This is a genomic window from Streptomyces sp. cg36, from assembly GCF_041080675.1.
Lineage (GTDB): Bacteria > Actinomycetota > Actinomycetes > Streptomycetales > Streptomycetaceae > Streptomyces.
Map to the genome: position 1 here is coordinate 726,196 of NZ_CP163520.1, position 16,368 is coordinate 742,563.

Annotated in this window: 11 protein-coding genes; 6 read left to right on the plus strand and 5 right to left on the minus strand. The window is 73.1% G+C overall.

Going from position 1 to position 16,368, the window contains the following annotated elements:
* Positions 1-24: 24 nt before the first annotated feature.
* Entirely contained in the window at positions 25-840 is an 816-nt protein-coding gene (locus tag AB5J87_RS03230; protein WP_369373683.1) for a mycofactocin-coupled SDR family oxidoreductase, read from the minus strand.
* A gap of 355 nt (positions 841-1,195) precedes the next feature.
* Between AB5J87_RS03230 and AB5J87_RS03235 the strand changes: the two genes are divergently transcribed.
* Positions 1,196-2,416 (plus strand): 3-deoxy-7-phosphoheptulonate synthase, encoded by a 1,221-nt coding sequence (locus AB5J87_RS03235; RefSeq protein ID WP_369373685.1) that lies wholly within the window; start codon positions 1,196-1,198, stop codon positions 2,414-2,416.
* Between the two features lie 61 nt (positions 2,417-2,477).
* On the opposite strand, the gene AB5J87_RS03240 is transcribed toward AB5J87_RS03235, so the two are convergent.
* Together AB5J87_RS03240 and AB5J87_RS03245 are read right to left on the minus strand one after the other, a co-directional pair.
* Positions 2,478-3,260: an alpha/beta fold hydrolase gene (locus AB5J87_RS03240; protein ID WP_369373687.1), complete on the minus strand. Its 783-nt coding sequence runs from the start codon at positions 3,258-3,260 to the stop codon at positions 2,478-2,480.
* A 193-nt stretch (positions 3,261-3,453) separates the two neighbouring features.
* Positions 3,454-4,239 (minus strand): MIP/aquaporin family protein, encoded by a 786-nt coding sequence (locus AB5J87_RS03245; RefSeq protein ID WP_369373689.1) that lies wholly within the window; start codon positions 4,237-4,239, stop codon positions 3,454-3,456.
* A gap of 452 nt (positions 4,240-4,691) precedes the next feature.
* Here AB5J87_RS03245 and AB5J87_RS03250 point away from each other — a divergent pair, with 452 nt between their 5' ends.
* From AB5J87_RS03250 to AB5J87_RS03265, 4 genes are all read left to right on the plus strand, one after another.
* Complete coding sequence (locus AB5J87_RS03250; protein WP_369373691.1) at positions 4,692-6,434, plus strand: AMP-binding protein; 1,743 nt, start codon at positions 4,692-4,694, stop codon at positions 6,432-6,434.
* Positions 6,415-6,858 carry an acyl-CoA thioesterase gene (locus tag AB5J87_RS03255; RefSeq protein ID WP_369373693.1) on the plus strand — a complete coding sequence of 148 codons (444 nt, stop codon included), beginning with the start codon at positions 6,415-6,417 and terminating at the stop codon, positions 6,856-6,858. Before AB5J87_RS03250 ends, AB5J87_RS03255 begins: the two co-directional genes overlap by 20 nt.
* On the plus strand, positions 6,855-8,435 hold the full coding sequence (locus tag AB5J87_RS03260) for a class I adenylate-forming enzyme family protein (RefSeq protein WP_369373695.1): 1,581 nt from the start codon (positions 6,855-6,857) through the stop codon (positions 8,433-8,435). Before AB5J87_RS03255 ends, AB5J87_RS03260 begins: the two co-directional genes overlap by 4 nt.
* Positions 8,436-8,618: 183 nt before the next feature.
* The gene (locus AB5J87_RS03265; protein WP_369373697.1) at positions 8,619-8,882 is read left to right on the plus strand and encodes a hypothetical protein; all 264 of its coding nucleotides are present in this window, start codon (positions 8,619-8,621) and stop codon (positions 8,880-8,882) included.
* A 103-nt stretch (positions 8,883-8,985) separates the two neighbouring features.
* Here the strand turns inward: AB5J87_RS03265 and AB5J87_RS03270 are convergent, their stop codons facing one another.
* Together AB5J87_RS03270 and AB5J87_RS03275 are read right to left on the minus strand one after the other, a co-directional pair.
* Positions 8,986-11,265, minus strand: coding sequence for a glycosyltransferase (locus AB5J87_RS03270; RefSeq protein WP_369373699.1), 2,280 nt, complete (start codon positions 11,263-11,265; stop codon positions 8,986-8,988).
* Positions 11,262-15,374, minus strand: coding sequence for an NACHT domain-containing protein (locus AB5J87_RS03275; protein WP_369373701.1), 4,113 nt, complete (start codon positions 15,372-15,374; stop codon positions 11,262-11,264). Before AB5J87_RS03275 ends, AB5J87_RS03270 begins: the two co-directional genes overlap by 4 nt.
* A gap of 87 nt (positions 15,375-15,461) precedes the next feature.
* Here AB5J87_RS03275 and AB5J87_RS03280 point away from each other — a divergent pair, with 87 nt between their 5' ends.
* The gene (locus tag AB5J87_RS03280) at positions 15,462-16,307 is read left to right on the plus strand and encodes an MOSC domain-containing protein (protein ID WP_369373703.1); all 846 of its coding nucleotides are present in this window, start codon (positions 15,462-15,464) and stop codon (positions 16,305-16,307) included.
* The last annotated feature ends 61 nt before the right edge of the window (positions 16,308-16,368 follow it).

Consider the following 16,368-nt stretch of genomic DNA (forward strand, 5'->3'; position numbering starts at 1 on the left):
CGGCACCCGGCCGCCCCCACCCGCTCAGAACTCGCTGACGCCCGCGTCCACGGCCATCGCGTGCGCGGTGATGTGGCGGGCGGCGTCGGAGCACAGGAACAGGACCGTGTTGGCCACGTCCTCCACCGAAATGCCGTTCACCGGCTGCATGTTGACCAGCATGCCGCGCAGCCGGGGATCGGCCATGCTCGCCTTGGCCACCTGGGCGAGCATGGCCCGGCTGCCCATGTCGGTGTCGACGCCGGTGGGGTGCACGCTGTTGACCCGGATGCCGTGCCGCGCGAGCTCGGCGGCGAACGCCTTCGCCATCCCGCGCACCGCGAACTTGCTGGTGGTGTAGGGAATCATGAACGGCTGGACCTTCAGCCCGGCCGAGGAGCTCATCAGCACGATGGAGCCGCCGCCCGCCGTGACGAGATGCGGCGCGGTGGCCATCACCGTGTTCCAGGTGCCGCGCACATTGACGTCCATGGTGTCGCGGAACACCTCCTCGGTGACCTGGTCCCAGGCGGCGGGGATGCAGATGCCCGCGTTGGCCACGACCGCGTCCAGCCGGCCGAGCACCTCCACGGCCCGGTCGACGCCCGCCCGCAGACCGTCGAGGTCACGCACGTCCGCGACCAGCGGAACCACCCGCCGCCCGGACTCCTCACCGAGGGCGACCGTCTTGTCGAGGTCGGTGGTGTCGGCGGAGCGGTACGCCACACCGGGCAGCGCCGCGCACAGGTCGACGGCGATCACGTCGGCCCCCTCGCCCGTCATCCGCACCACGTGCTCGCGCCCCTGCCCCCGGGCCGCTCCGGTCACCAGGACGACCTTGCCCCGCATCAGTCCACTCAACGCACATGTCCCTTCCCGCGACGCACACCAACGCTCGGATCCGACCAAAGTATCGAAGCGACCGCCCCGATTCACCCTTACCGACAGGGGCCGACTGGACGTCCACGTACACCGTTTGGCGTGGGCCCGGTTGGCGATAGGATCGGCTCGCAGCCATGGCGCACCGCCGTGCTTCTGCCCTGGTGGATTCCGCACCTGTCTCGTCCGCGCCCATACGACGTCACCGGCTCCGTACGCGGGCATGCCTCCATGTACCGCCCGGCCAGCCGCACGAGGGGGACCGTTGAACGGACACGCACCCGCGGCACATCAACGGCCCCCCGCGAGGGAGTTGCCGCACCGACTGAGCGCCGCGGTGGACCATGCGCTCGCGCGACCGGCGGCCCAGCAGCCGCGGTGGCCCGACCCCGGGGCGGTGCGGCGGGCACGGGCCGTCCTGGAAGGGGTGGCACCGGTGGTGGGCGCCGAGGAGGTGGACCGGCTGCGGGCCCAACTGGCCGCAGTGGCGCGCGGGTCGGCGTTCCTGCTCCAGGGCGGCGACTGCGCCGAGACGTTCAGCGGGACCACCGAGCGGTCCCTGGCGGGCACGGTCGCCACCCTGCACCGGATGGCGTCGACGCTCAGCGGCGCGGGGCGGCTGCCGGTGGTGAAGGTGGGCCGGATCGCCGGCCAGTACGCCAAACCCCGCTCGGCCGCGGTGGACGCGCGGGGCCTGCCGACCTACCGGGGCGACATCGTCAACGGCGCCGAGCCGACCGCCGAGGCCCGGGTACCCGATCCGGCCCGGATGCTGCGCGCGTACGTCAACTCCAAGGCGGCGGTGACGGCGGTGCGCGCCCTGATCGCGACCGGGGCGGCGGGCGCACCCGGCGCACCGGCCCCGGACGGCGAGGTGTTCACCAGCCATGAAGCGCTGCTGCTCGACTACGAGCGGGCGATGGTACGGGTGGACGCCCGCGTCCCCGACCGGCCGAAGCTCTACGGCTCCTCGGGCCACTTCCTCTGGATCGGCGAGCGGACCCGCCAGCTGGACGGCGCGCACCTCGCCTTCGCCGAGCTCCTGAGCAACCCCGTCGGCCTCAAACTGGGCCCGTCGACCACACCGGAGCAGGCCGTCGAGTACGTCGAGCGCCTCGATCCGTACGGCGAGCCGGGCCGGCTCACCCTGATCGCCCGGATGGGCAGCGCCCAGGTGCGCGACGTGCTCGCGCCGATCGTGGAGAAGGTCACCGCGTCCGGGCACACCGTCGTGTGGCAGTGCGATCCGATGCACGGCAACACGGTGCAGTCCACCAGTGGCTTCAAGACCCGGCACTTCGACCGGATCGTGGCCGAGACCGAGGGTTTCTTCGAGGTGCACCGGGCGCTGGGCACCCATCCCGGCGGCCTGCACGTGGAGCTCACCGGGGACGACGTGACGGAGTGCCTGGGCGGCACCCCGCGCATCACCGTCCCCGACCTCCCCCACCGCTACACCACGGCCTGCGACCCGCGCCTCAACCGCAGCCAGTCCCTCGAACTCGCCGTGGTGGTGGCGGAGTTGCTGCACGCGGGGCGGCGGGGTCGGCGGCCGTAGCACGGGCCTTGCGCGTCCGGGGCGGCCGTCCGCTCCTCTCGGGGACCGGACGGCCCGGACCTCAAACCGTCCTGACCGTCTCGGCCGACGTGACCGTCTCGTCGAGGAACGCGGTCAGCAGGGCGGTCGTCTCGGCGGGGCGCTCCAGGCCGGGGAAGTGACCGGCCCAGGGAAGTTCGACGTGCCGCGCGTCGGCGAGGACGCCCGGCAGCCGCGCCGCCGTGTGGCGGAAGTCCGGCAGGTCCTGGCCGCCCGAGACCGCGAGGCAGGGGGCCCCGACGGTCGACGGCTCGAACGCGACATGGCGGCGCCCGGCTCCTTCGGGGGCCGCCAGCTGGAGGTCGAAGGCGCGCTGCTGCATCGCGCGCACCTGGCCCCGCACCGGCTCGTCGGCCTCCGGGCCCAGCCAGGTGTCGACGTTCAGCTCCACGGCGGCGGCGATGTCGCCCGCCTCGATCAGCTCGTCCTCGCGCTCGCCGAACGCCTTCAGCTCGTCGGTGGGCTCCTGGTCGGGGGCCGCGGCGCAGAGCAGGGCCAGCGCGGACACCCGCTGCGGCCAACGGGCGGCGATCTCCAGGGCGACCTTCCCCCCGTACGAGGAGGCGACCAGCGCCGCCTTGTCGATGCCCAGGGCGTCGAGGACGGCCAGCGCGTCCTCCGCGTCATTGTGGCGCTCACCCGTCAGAGGGGTGTCGCCGAAACCCCGGAAATCGCACCGCACCACCCGATATCCGGCGTCGACCAGAGCGGACCTCTGCGGGTCCCACATACGGCGGTCGCACACACCGGAGTGCAGGAGCAGGAGCGCGGGGCCGTCACCGGCCGTGTCATAAGCAAGAGTCATGCGGCAGACCCTAAGTGAAGAAGGACTCGGGGCCCACCCGGTTTATACCGGGCCCCACTCCATAGCCGCAGGTGAGAGCCGTGGTGTGGGGCCCGCCAAGGGCGTACGCCGCCCGGCGGGCGGGTTCCGGGGCCCCGGCCGGCATCCCGGCCCTGGGTTCCGGCCCGTGCCCGTACCCGTACAGGAGCAAGGCTCAGGAGCGGGCGGCCCGGCGGGCCAGTGCGTACCGGAGCGCGAGCGCTCCCACCAGACCGCCCGCCAGCGGACCGGTGAGATAGGCCCACAGCGCGACGGTGTTGCCGGAGACGAGGGCCGGGCCGAGCTGGCGCGCCGGATTGGCCGCGCCGCCGCTCACCGGGCCGAGCAGCGCGATGATCAGGCCCACGGCCACCCCGATCGCGTACGGCAGTGAGCGGGCCAGGTCCGGTCGCACGAGATAGAGACCGATCAGCAGGGTCACCGCCGCGAAGGCCGCCGCCTCCAGGACGAAGACCGCCGCCACGGCCCGCCCCGGGGACGGCTGGGCCAGCCCGTCACTGAGCGCCCTCGACCCGAGCACCGGCCCCCACACCAGACGGGCAAGAGCGGTTCCGGCCACTGTGCCGGCCAACTGGGCCAGTACATAAGGCAGGACGGAACGCCCCGGGAACACCCTCAGTAACCAGAGCACCAGTGTGACGGCCGGGTTGAGGTGCGCGCCGGAGCGGCGGCCGGGCGGGCTCAGGATCAGCGCCGCCAGCAGGACGGCGACCAGCGCCCCGACGGCGGCCAGCGCCAGGTGCAGATCCGCGATGAACAGGGGGGATTCCGGATCGAGCAGCCAGCGCACCGCGCTGACCACGACGAACATCTGGACCACCATCAGCAGGAACTCCACGGCGGCGTGCCGCCAGGGCTCGTGCCCCGGGGCGGCCACCACGGCGGCCCGCCGCACGGCGGCCGTCCGGCCGCCCTCCACCGTCAGCGCGTCCTCGGACACCGAGATCCCCCTCCGTCACAGCACACCGCCGCGCCGACGGCTGCCCCTCCCACCGGCCGTTCCCCCACACCCAACGGCGGCCGTCCGCCGGATGTTCCGGCCCCCGCCGGGCTCGGACCCGCCAGCCGAAGGAGACTTCCGCCGCTGGTGGGTCCCGGACGCACCACGAGCCGATCGTCACCTCTTGGCCTTGGCTTTACAATCCCCCAACTTCGGGATTACGCGGAGTGCGCGCATCGATCTAGCCTGCGAACGGCGGTAGTTGCACCGCCAACCATCCACCGTCGCGGTGCGCGCGGGGGCCCATTGCCGTCGACGGATCACGGGGATCGCCGATGCACGAACAGGCAACCGTCATGCACGCATCGTCAAGGCAGCCCCCAGTACGCACCCGTTGAATGAGTCGCCTGAAGCGTCACCAGCCGACCCAGGCAGACCGGAAGGGTACGCAGTTGAACTCCGCATCCCCGCCCTCGCGTCCGTCCCCGCCGCATTCCAGACCCGAGGCCGAGCGCTACACCGCGCACCTCGACACCTTCGCGCGCGACGGGCTGCCGCCCGAGCCGCTGCGGCCCGACGTCCTGCTCGACCTGCCCACCCTGCGCTTCCCGGCCCGGCTCAACTGCGCCAGCGACCTCCTCGACGGGGCCGCGGGCCCGCAGGACCGGGCGGGACGGCTCGCCCTGCTCTCCCCGTCCGGGGTCCGCTGGACCTACGCCGAACTCACCGCCACCGTCTCCCGCATCGCCCACGTCCTCACCGAGGACATGGGTCTGGTGCCGGGCAACCGGGTGCTGCTGCGCGGCGCCAACACCCCGATGCTGGTGGCCATCTGGCTCGCGGTGGTGCGGGCCGGCGGAGTGGTGGTGGCGACGATGCCGCTGCTGCGGGCCAAGGAGCTCGCGTACGTCATCGGCAAGGCGGAGATCACCCACGCCTTCTGCGAGTCCGCCCTGCGCCCGGAGCTCGACGCCGCCGCGGCCGGAGTGCGCACGATGTACTACCTCGACGACGCACCGGCGGACGGCGCCCGGGCCGACGACCTCGAAACCGCGATGGCCGCGAAGACGGACTGGTTCATGCCGGTCGACACCGCGGGCACCGACCCCTGCCTGATCGCCTTCACCTCCGGCACGACCGGCAACCCGAAGGCGACCGTGCACACCCACCGCGACGTGATGGCGGTGTGCCGCTCCTTCCCCCGGCACGTCCTGCGCGCCACCTGCGAGGACCGCTTCATCGGCAGCCCCTCGCTGGCGTTCACCTACGGCCTCGGCGGGCTGCTGCTCTTCCCCCTGTACCTCGGCGCCTCCGTCGTCCTGCTCGACCGCGCCTCACCCAGCCATCTGGCGCGCGCCGTCGAGGAGTTCGGCGCCACCGTCTGCTTCAGCGGACCCACCGCCTACCGCGCGATGTGCCTGGACCCGGCCGCGTACGACCTGTCCTCGCTGCGCGAGTGCGTCTCGGCCGGTGAACCGCTCCCCCAGGTCACCCGCAAGATGTGGAAGGAGCTGACCGGGCGGGGGCTGATCGACGGGCTCGGCTCCACCGAGATGCTGCACATCTTCGTCGCCCTGCGCGGCAAGGAGGCGCGGACGCGGCCCGGTTCGATCGGCCGCCCGGTGCCCGGCTACGTCACCTCCATAGTCGACGGGAACGGCCGCCCCCTGCCGTACGGCGAGGTGGGCGCGCTGGCCGTCAAGGGTCCCACCGGCTGCCACTACCTCGACGACGAGCGCCAGAGCGAGTACGTGCGGGGCGGCTGGAACATCACGGGCGACGCCTGCTGGGCCGACAAGGAGGGCTACATCTACTACCACGCCCGGCTCGACGACATGATCGTGTCCGCCGGGTACAACATCTCGCCGGTGGAGGTGGAAGCCACCTTGCTGACCCACCCGGCGGTACGGGAGTGCGCCGCCGTCGCCGCACCCGACGACGAGCGCGGGGCCGTGGTGCAGGCCCATGTCGTCCCGGCCGACGGATACACCCCGTCGCCGGAACTCGTGCGCGAGCTCCAGCAGTTCGCCAAGACCGCGATGGCCCCCTACAAGTATCCGCGGGTCATCACCTTCTGCGCGGAGCTTCCCCGCGCGGGCACCGGAAAGGTGCAGCGCTTCCGGCTGCGCGCCGACGACGGCGGCACCGCGGAGCGCCGCCCGGAAGGGGTGAGCGGTGACACCGTCTCCGGCTGAGCCCGGCTCGGGTGGTGGCTTCGTCCGGCGCAAGCGCGTCTGGTTCCACCACTGCGACCCGGCGGGGATCGTCTTCTATCCGCAGTACCTGCTGCTCGTCAACGAGGTGCTGCAGGACTGGTTCGAGACGGGTCTCGAGGTCGGCTACGCCGGGCTGTTCGCCGAGCGCCGGGTCGGCATCCCCACCGTACGGCTCGAATGCGACTTCATCGCCCCGAGCAGGCTGGGCGACGACCTGGACATCACTCTCACCGTCGCGCGGATCGGCAAGTCGTCGTTCGAGCTGCGGTACGAGTGCGCCGGGACCGAGCCCGACGACGTGCGGGTCCGCATCCGCGCGGTGCTGGTGACGACCTCGCTCGACGGCCACGGCACCATCCCCATTCCCCAGGACATCCGCACTGCCATGGAGCGATACACATGACGACCGACCTGTCCGCCGCGACCGACGCGCCGGGGCTGATGGCCACGGAGGGCCTGGGCGCCGGGAACTTCTTCCGGCTCGCCGCCGCCTCCTCGGCGACCGCACGGGCCGAGATCCTGCTCGACCAGCCCTATCGCGCCCCCTCGGGGGTGACCTACGAGAGGCTGTCGGCGGCCGAACTCGACGAGCTCACCGACCGGGTGGCCGCCGGGTACCACGCCGACGGCATCCGCCCCAAGGACCCGGTCGCGGTGTTCGTCGCGGAGAGCGTGCGCTATCTCGTCCACTATGTGGCGCTCACCAAGGTGGGGGCCATCCCCGTCTTCCTGAACAGCTCGCTGGACCCGCGGATCGCGGCGGCCTTCATCGAGCACGTCGGCGCCGTCGCCGTCGTCTCCGACCCTGGCCGGCTCGCCGCAGACCGGCTGTCCCTCACGTACTACGAGGACGAGCCCTACGGCGAGGGCGACTTCAAGCTGTTCACCCACGAGGACAACGACCCCGTCCTCATCGCGCACACCTCCGGGACGACCGGGATCCCCAAGGCCGTGCAGTTCAACCACATGGGGTTCTTCTTCGGCGTCAAACAGCAGATAGCGGCCGACCTCGGCACCCGGATACTCTCCGCGCTGCCGCAGAGCCACGCCTCGGCGATCTCCGTGCTCATGTCGGCGTTCGCCCGGGGCGCCACCGCCCTGCTGGCCACCCGCCGCGAGCCCGAGCACATCGCGCGGGCCGTCGAGGAGTTCCGTCCGCACCTGGTCACCGGCTTCCCCAAGACGTTCGTCGATCTGTGCCGGGTCGACCTGGACGCCTACGACCTGTCGTCGGTCTCGCGCTGGATGTCCACCGGTGACGCCAACCACGAGCGGCACATACGCAAGCTGGTGGCGCGCGGCAACCATGTCGACCGGGAAGGGGTGTCGCGGCCCGGCTCCCTGTTCATCGACAACTTCGGCTCCTCCGAGTTCGGCTTCGCCATGTTCCGTACCGTCCACACCCCCACGAGCGACCGCTACCAGCGGTGCATCGGGCGGCCGTTCGCCTGGGTGGAGGTGGAGATCTTCGACGCCGACGACGAGCCGGTCTCCCCCGGTACGGTCGGCCGCCTCGCCCTCAAGTCGCCCACGATCACCGGCGGTTACTGGAACAACAGCCTGCTGAGCGAGAAGAACCGGATCCGGGGCCACTGGCTCACCGGCGACCTCGCCTACCTCGGTGAGGACGGCCTCTACTACCACGTGGACCGCACGACGGACCGCATCGTCACCGCGTGGGGAACCCTCTACAGCGCACAGACCGAGGAGCTGATACTGCGTCACTTCCCCGACCTCGTCGAATGCTCGGTCGTGGGTGTCGACACCGGCGACGAGGGCGTGCAGACACCCGTCCTCAGCATCGAGACACCGGCGTCCGAGGCCGAGTTGGACGCGCTGCGCGAGCGCGTCAACCAGCTCCTCGCCGAGCGGGACTGGCCACTGGTGGAGCGGGTCGTGGTGAAGGACGCCGACGCCCACCTCGGCGTCACCGGCAAGGCCCTCAAGCGCGCCATGCGGGTGGCCTTCGCCGACAGCTGAGCGGGGACGCGCGAAGGGCGGGCCGCCGGAACGACGTCCGGCGGCCCGCCACCGCGTCGCCCCGCACCCGGGCCCCTGCCCGCTCCCCGCCGTACGCCCCGGGGGGCGCGGCCGGTGGCAACGGTTTGATCGCGAAATGCGCGTACGCATGCCCGGTGGCGGCGCCCGGGCGTTGAACGGGGCATGGACACGGACGCTGCGAAGGACCCGGAAGCCGTGCACCGGGCCGAACTGACCGGGGCCTACTGGCTGTCCGCGCCGACGCGCCAGGGGCCCGACTGCGAGTGGTGCGCCCGTCTGCGCGACGCGGACCGCCGCGCGGCGGAGCCGGACCCCGCGCGGGCGACCGGGACGAACACGCGTACGGGGGCCGCCAGGGCGGCCATGGTGGGTCTTGCCCTGGTGACCATCGTCCTGGCGATGGCGGTGACCGCGGCGCACCTGTGAGGCAGGGGCGCGGACCCGGACGGCTCCGCCGCCGGGAGCGGCCGTCCGCCCGCCGTCGCCCTCACCCTTCGCGCACGGCCGGGCCCGGTGCCCGGCCGCCCGCTCACAGACCCAGTTCGGTGAGCAGCGCGTCCGCCGACCGGGACCAGGGACGGTCCCGTGCCAGCTCCTTGCGCAGGGTCTCCGCCAGGGCGAACTCCTTGTCGCTGGCCCGGAGCATGCGGTCGATCCCGCGCGCCCAGGTCTGGGTGTCCCGGGCGGTGTCGCCGGACATCGGAACCACCCAGTGACCGGCCCGTTCGGTGCCCAGTTCCCTCCTGAGCAGTTCACCGAGCCCGCTCTTCTCGCTGACCAGGACCGGTGTGCCCGCCACGATCGCCTCCACCCCCACCAGGCCGAAGCCCTCCGCGCGCGAGGGCATCACCACCAGGCTGGAGCGGCGCAGGTCGTCGGCGAGGTCGTCGGTGTCGGTGGTGTAGGGGCGGGGCACGATGCTCAGCCGGTCGCAGGCCGCCCACTCGGCGAGCCGCGCGAGCTGCCGCGCCGAGCCGCCCGCCGGGATCCCCCGGACCACGAGTTCGACGGAGCGCAGCCCCGCCTCGTGCCGCCACTGCGCGACCAGGCCGCAGGCCCCCGCCGCCAGGTCCACGCCCTTGAGGGAGGCGTCCTCGACCCGGCCCATCAGCAGCACCGTCAGCGGCGTTCCGCCTGGCACCTTGCGCTGCCGGGTCCCGGCCCCGTCCTTTCCGGGTACGAGCAGGTCGAACCCGGGGTCGAAGCGCAGGGGGTCGGGGGCGTCGTCGTGCGGCGCGAAGTAGCCGAGGAAGCGCCCGTGCAGGCGCGGCCCGACGGCCACCAGGTGGTCGGCGGCCCGGCCCAGCGCCACCTCGATCTTCGTACGGGACTCCGCGCTCTCCCCCGCGTCGTCGGCGCGGTCGAGCTTGTGCCATTCGATCTCGTCGGGGGCCATGTGGACGAAGTGGAGCTTCCTGGCGCCGGGAAAGTGGTCCTCGGCCTGCATCAGCGCCGCCGGGCCGGTGATCCGGCCGTGGCCGATCACCAGGTCGGGCACCACCCCGTCGGCCAGCTCCGGCGGCCGGATGAGCCTGCTCAGCTCGGGCGCGCCCGGCGTGGGCCGCCGGCGCAGCAGGGTGACACCGGCCTTGTCCGCCTCGGCCACCTCCTGGTCGGTCGCGTCGAGCACCATGCACAGCACCCGCACGCGCTGTGCGGCGAGCGCGAGGCACAGCTGCCGGTTGAAGGTGCTCAGACCGCCGTGCGCCGAGTTCCACTCGGTGGCCACCACCAGCGCGGTGCACCGGTGGCCGGGGGTGCGCGGCGCGACGGCGGGCTCCTCACCGACGGCACGCACGAAGGAGGCGAACTCCTTGGAGAACAAGCGGAGTTCACCTCCATTGCGGATGACCACACCGAGGTCCAGGAGGAGTTGGAGCGCCGGTGAGCACGGGACCTCGACGCCGCCCGCCACTGCCTTCAGCAAGTCGACGCCCTGGCCCGCCGTGTCCGCGTCGACGGCCTGCACCAGCCGCGCGAAGTGCGCCCGGAACTCCTCCGCCTCCGCCGCGTGCGCCGCCGCCACGTCGATCGCGCCCGTCTCCTCGTACGTGCGCACCACCCGGTGGCAGAGCACTTCCAGGAGGTAGGGGTGGGATCCGGAGCGCTCCAGGAGCTCGGGCGCCACCGCGCTCAGGTCGACCCCCGCCTCCTTGGCCCGGTCCATCATCCGGGCCGCCTCCACGGGGCTGAACACCCCGACGTGGCAGCGCGCCACCAGCACGCCGTTGAGGATGGATCCGCCCGCCGCGTCCGTCTCGATCTCGATGATCGGGCGGCGCGACACGGTGATCAGCCCGACCGGGAACCCGGCCTCGCTCGCCAGTGCCCGCAGCAGCTGGAAGCCGTTCAGGTCGGTCATCACCCGGGGGGCGCGTTCGAACTCGTCCAGGACCAGCAGGGCGTAGTGGCCCTGCCGCCCGAGCTCCTGGAAGAACGCGACCACCGCGCTGTCCAGGTCGTACCACTCCCGCGCGGCCAGGACGACCCGGCACAGCGGCTCCAGTTCGGGGATGCCGGGCAGCCGCGCGGTCACTCCCGCCACGATCGCCTGGAACAGGTCGATCGCGGAGTTGTGCCGGTCGACGTCGATCCGGACCACCGCGAGGTCGTCGCGGTCGGCCCGCTCGACGACCCGCGCCACCAGACTGGTCTTGCCGACCCGCCGGTGGCCCAGCACGCTCAGATTGCCCGGGCGGCCGGGGCCGGCCAGCACCTCGGCGATCCTGCGGGCCAGTTCGGGCCGGTCCACATGGGTGTCGCCGGTGGCCACCCGGCCGACGAAGCGGTACGGGCTGGGTGCGCTCATGCTGTTCCCTCCGGGGCTCCGTAATACCGTCGCAGCCATGCCTCGTAGAGGCCGACGACGATGCGGTGACCGCCCGACCCGTACCGGACGATCTCGCGTTCGACCAGCGCGGTGAGGAGCGCGCGGGGCAGTTCGCCCGGGTAGCAGCGTTCGATGTCGGCCAGGGTCGCCGGGCCGTCGGACGAGGCCCGCGCCACCGCCGCGAGGACGGCCCGCACATCGGTCGCCGTGAGGCCGCTGCCGGCCGGCTCCGGGGACTCCAGGTTGTCGAAGTCGGCGGCCTTCATCTCGCTCAGCAGGTGCTCCGCGACCTCGGCCACGTCCGCCTCCGTCACCAGCGCGGCCCGCTCGTCGTTCAGGTACCGCACCAGATGGAAGCAGAACAGCTGGATGTAGAAGGGGTTCTTGCCGGTCAGCCGGATGATCTCGGCGACGGCCGCCCCCTCGTACCGGCTGGTCTCCCCCGCCGCCGCGCCCAGCCGTACCGGATCCTGGATGAGCGAGCGCGCGCCCTCGTCGTCGAGGTGGCTGACCCGGACCTTGCCGAAGACACCGAAGGCGTTGGGGTCGGCGGCGATCAGGCTCTCCAGGTGGTTCTGCCCGACGAGCACGAGGTGGAAGAGCTGCTTCTCGATGATGGCCTTGAACGCCTGCATGAACGAGGGTGGTACGAGACCGGCGCCGATCCACTGGTCCATGTACTGGAACTCGTCGATGAACACGACCCACGGGGGCCTGTCGGGGTGGGCCGCGCGGTAGTCGATGAACAGTTTGCTGCAGTCGTGCACCGGGTCGGGGCTGGTGATCAGCTTCCAGCGGTCGAAGCCGGGCGGTAGCAGGGGCGGTCCGCCGCCGGTGGTGCCGCGGTTCGCCCCGTCCAGGATCCGCCACAGCAGGGCGCCCAGCAGCCGCCCTTCGGTGCCCTCGGTGCGCTGCGGGGTCAGCTGTCCCAGACTTCCGGCGTCCACCACCGGCAGGCCGTCGCGCTCGCTGAGCCGCTGTAGCAGATGCAGGCTGATGGACGACTTCCCGGTGCGCTTCTGGCCGAAGATGGCGATGCCCGCGCCCGGCGAGGAGGCGGCCCGCAGCCCGGCCCGCAACCCGTCGACCAGTTCGTCGCGCCCCTTGAACATGCCGGGTTCGGCCACCGGGCGTCCGAGCGCGCCCTGGGCGAACGGATTCGGCTCGATCGGCCGGAACTCCCGGTCCACGGGCACCGTCAGCCGCTGGACGACCACGGCGTCCCCGGTGCCGGTGCGGGTCCGGTGGTGCAGCGCCACCTCCAACTCCACGTCCTGCTCGGCCTCTTCGCCCTCGGCGTCCGTCGGCCCGTCGCCCCGTTCGACGCGGACCAGCACCGTCCGGGAGCCGCCGCCGCGCACGGCCGAGGGCAGGTCGACGCGGCCGGGCCCGGGTGCCCGGCCGGGCGGGACCGAGGTCACGGCGAGCCAGGCGGACTCCACCGGCGCGCTGCCGTCCGCGTTGCTCACCTTCAGGGCCACGGTGACGGTCCCGTCGCGCAGCCGGGCCCTCGGCACCGCCGGGCCGAGCCGGGGCCGGGGCGGCCGGTCCACGGCCAGCTGGTGGCGGGCGTCGGCGACCAGCTCCTCGATGCGGCGGGCGACGGGTTCGACGAGTTCCACGGCGAGTTCGGTGGGCGCGCCGCGGATCGCGGCCCGTACCGCGCCCGCGATCCGTCCGGCGGCCCTGAGCGCGCCGTCCTTCTCGTCGAACCGCCACGCCCCGGCGCAGACGCGCAGTTCGGCGAGCGCGTCGGCGACGGCACCCAACTCCATGGCCGCGGGCGCCGACCGGCGGCACGCGGCGATCTGCGCCTCGGCCTCCACCAGCGATTCCTCGCTGAGGCCGAGCTTCAGCAGCGTGCCCAGGCAGTACGCCAGCCGGCGCCGCTCGCGCCGCCAGGCGTCCACGGCCGGGGTCCAGTCCGGGGCGCCGTCTCCCCGGGCGCCCAGATGCTCCGACGCCCGCGAGGTGAGGCGGTCGTCGGCGGCCAGCGCCCCCAGCACCAGCCGGGCGGCCTCCTTGTCCTCGGCGAGCAGCGGGACGAGCGCGTCGCACGCCGAGCGCCCGGCCGACTCGTACAGCTCCGCCACCGCGCGGGCCACCGCCTCCTCCACGGGCTGTCCGGGGTCCGCCCCGAGATAGCCGAGGACGGCGGCGCCGACGGCGGCGGTCGTGCGGTCCGGGCCGGGCAGGCACCGCAGCGCGGCCAGACTCAGGTCGCGCGAGGCTTCCCGGCTCTCGTGGCGCATGGCCGCCGCCAGCGCGACGAGTCCCTGGAACCGGTACTGGGCCGCCTCGCGGGCGCGGCCCAGTTCGGCGTTGAGCACCGCCCTCGACAGCAGCGCGGCGGCCCGCTCCCCGGCGGGGCGACCGCCGGTACCCGGGCGCCGCAGCCTGGGCAGGGCCGAGAGGTCGTCGGGGCCGATCCGCCTGCCTTCGAGCGCCGCGCGGCGCATCACCTCGTGGGCCGCGCCCGCCCAGTGCTCCTCCGCGTACACGGCGAGCGCGCCCGGGGCCGGGTGCGCGCCGTCCCGGCGCTCCTGCCGGGCGAGGGCCGCGCGCAGCTCGGGGGCGATCTCCCGGCTGACGGACTCGCAGGCCCGGGCCAGGTCGAGGGCCCAGGGGGTGGCCGCGTCCAGACATGCTTCGACGATCGGGGCGGCATCGGTCTCCGAGGCCCAGAAGACGATGGTCTCGCGCCAGGAAGGGTCGTCGAGGTGCGGGATCAGGGTGCGCGCCGAGCCGTGCGCGAGGACGTGTTCGGCGGCGAGGTACTCCTGCAGCCCGTGGCTGACGAACGCGAAGTCCTCCTCGCCGCTGACCACGAGCATGCCGCTCTCGCGCAGCGAGTCCAGGAAGCGCGCGGTGGAGCTGGGCCACCGCAGCCGGTCGAGCAGGGGCCCGATGCTCCGCTCGGCGAGCCGCACGGACGCGCTCCTGCGTCCCGCCTCCATCATGCCGAAGGCCAGGGCGCGCACGACTCGGCTCTTCTGGCTCGGCGAGAGGTCGTCGGGCCCGTCGATCCCTTTGGCCAGCTGCCTCCGGTAGAGCAGGAGTTGGGTCGTCTCCCGGTAGAAGTCGGCGGCCGTGCCGGGCAGCGAGCCCCGGTACGGGTACATGGCGGCGATCATGGTGAGGAGCAGCGGGTTGGCGGCCAGCTCCGCCACGGAAGGGGATCGCGACACGCGGTCGAGGAGGTCGCGCGCGCTGCCCTCGGCGAGCCGGGGGCCGTGTCCTCGCGGGTCGTCGGGCCGGGGGCCGCGTCTTCGCGCGTCGAATCCGAACGGGCGGACCTCCATCGCCCGGCACCACTGGAGCAGGAACCGGCGGATCTGCCCCTGGCCGAGTTCCTGGATGCCCAGCACGGTCGCCTCCGCGAGCGCGTCCGCCCGGTAGCCGTACGGGCGGGACGTGATCACCCAGGTGTTGCGCGGGTAGGTGTCGATCTGGCGGCGCACCCAGGCCATGGCCCGCGCCCGTTCCTCCAGACCGCCCACCTCGTCGATGCCGTCGAGCAGGACGACGCACCGGCCGCGCTGCAGCCAGCGGGTCAGCCAGCTGGTGGGCAGGGCGTTCGCCCGGGGCGACCCGGCGACGACGGCGGTGATGTCCGGGCCGTCGCCCTCGACGATCCGCGCGGTGTGGTCGCGCAGGTACAGCAGTACGGGGTAGCGCGTTCCCGGTAGTCCCAGGGGCAGGGAGACCCGTCTGTTCAGGGCGCTCGCGGCGTAGCGCATGAGCGTCGTCTTGCCCGAGCCCGGTCCGCCCAGCACGACGAACACCCGGCCGGGCGAACGGCTGAGGCGGCGCACCAGGTCGTTGCCCCACATCGGGTCGCTGCCCGGACCCGCCGCGCCCGCGTCGTGCCGGTCCGGGGCCAGGGGTTCCAGAAGGAGGTCGACGTATCCCTCGTCCATGCTCAGGGTGCGTTCGCCGAGGGCGGCGAATCCGAGGCTCTCCATCGAGGCGAGCCTGCGGTCGACGAGCGAACGGAAGGTCCTGGACTGCTTGCGGAGTATCCAGACGGACACTCCGAGCGCGGCCAGGAGAAGGAGCAGGACGTACCAGCCCCAGTCCAGAATCACGCCCCGCACAGCACCTCCCCTGTCCCGTCGCCAGGCGTCGCCCCCATCAAAGCGGCAACTCGGCCGACCCGTGGCCATAATCCAGGGATGGGAACAGTGGCGGCGCTGCGTCGGTATCCGGTCAAGTCGATGCTCGGCGAGGAGTTGAGCACCGTGCGGGTCACCGAGCGCGGGCTGAGCGGTGACCGGGTGTTCGCGGTCCTCGACGGCACGGGCGCGGTCGGGAGTGTCAAACATCCGCGCAAATGGGGGCGGTTGCTGCGCTGCCGCAGTGTCCTCGCCGGGTCCGGCGGCGTCCGGGTGGAGCTGCCGGACGGCGCCTCGCTGGTGGCCGGTGACGCCGAACTGGACAAGCGGCTGTCCGAACTCCTGGGCCGCGATGTGGCGTTGTCGGACGTACCGCCGCAGGTGGGTGTGCTGGAGCGCGCCGTGCCCGGGTACGAGGGCGGTGTGCCCGACTCCGTCCGGGCCGGGGCGTTCGTCGACGCGACCGGGGAGACGCTCACCTCCGGCCGGGTCGCGGCGGGCACCTTCTTCGACTTCGGGAAGGTGCATCTGGTCACCACGGCGAGCCTGGCCCGGCTGCGGGCGGTGTACCCGGCCGGGGACTTCGACGTACGGCGCTTCCGGCCCAACCTGGTGGTCGAGGGACTGGGCGGACCGGGGTTCCCCGAGGACGCCTGGCCGGGCCGGACGCTGCGGATCGGGCGGGCGCTGTTCCGGGTGGTCGTGCCCACACCGCGCTGTGTGGTGCCGACGCTGGGGCACGACGAACTGCCGCCCGACCCGGCCGTCATGCGCACGGTGGCCCGTGAGCACCGGATCCCGGTGCTCACCCTGGGGCGGCTCGCGTGTGTCGGGGTGTATCTGGACGTGCTGGAGCCGGGCACGGTCCGGCTCGGTGACCGGGTGACGGTCTCCGACGGCGGTTAGGGCCTGTCCGGCGGGTCGTCTCCGGGACGCGGCACGCCCCCGCGCTCACCGGCGCCGTACG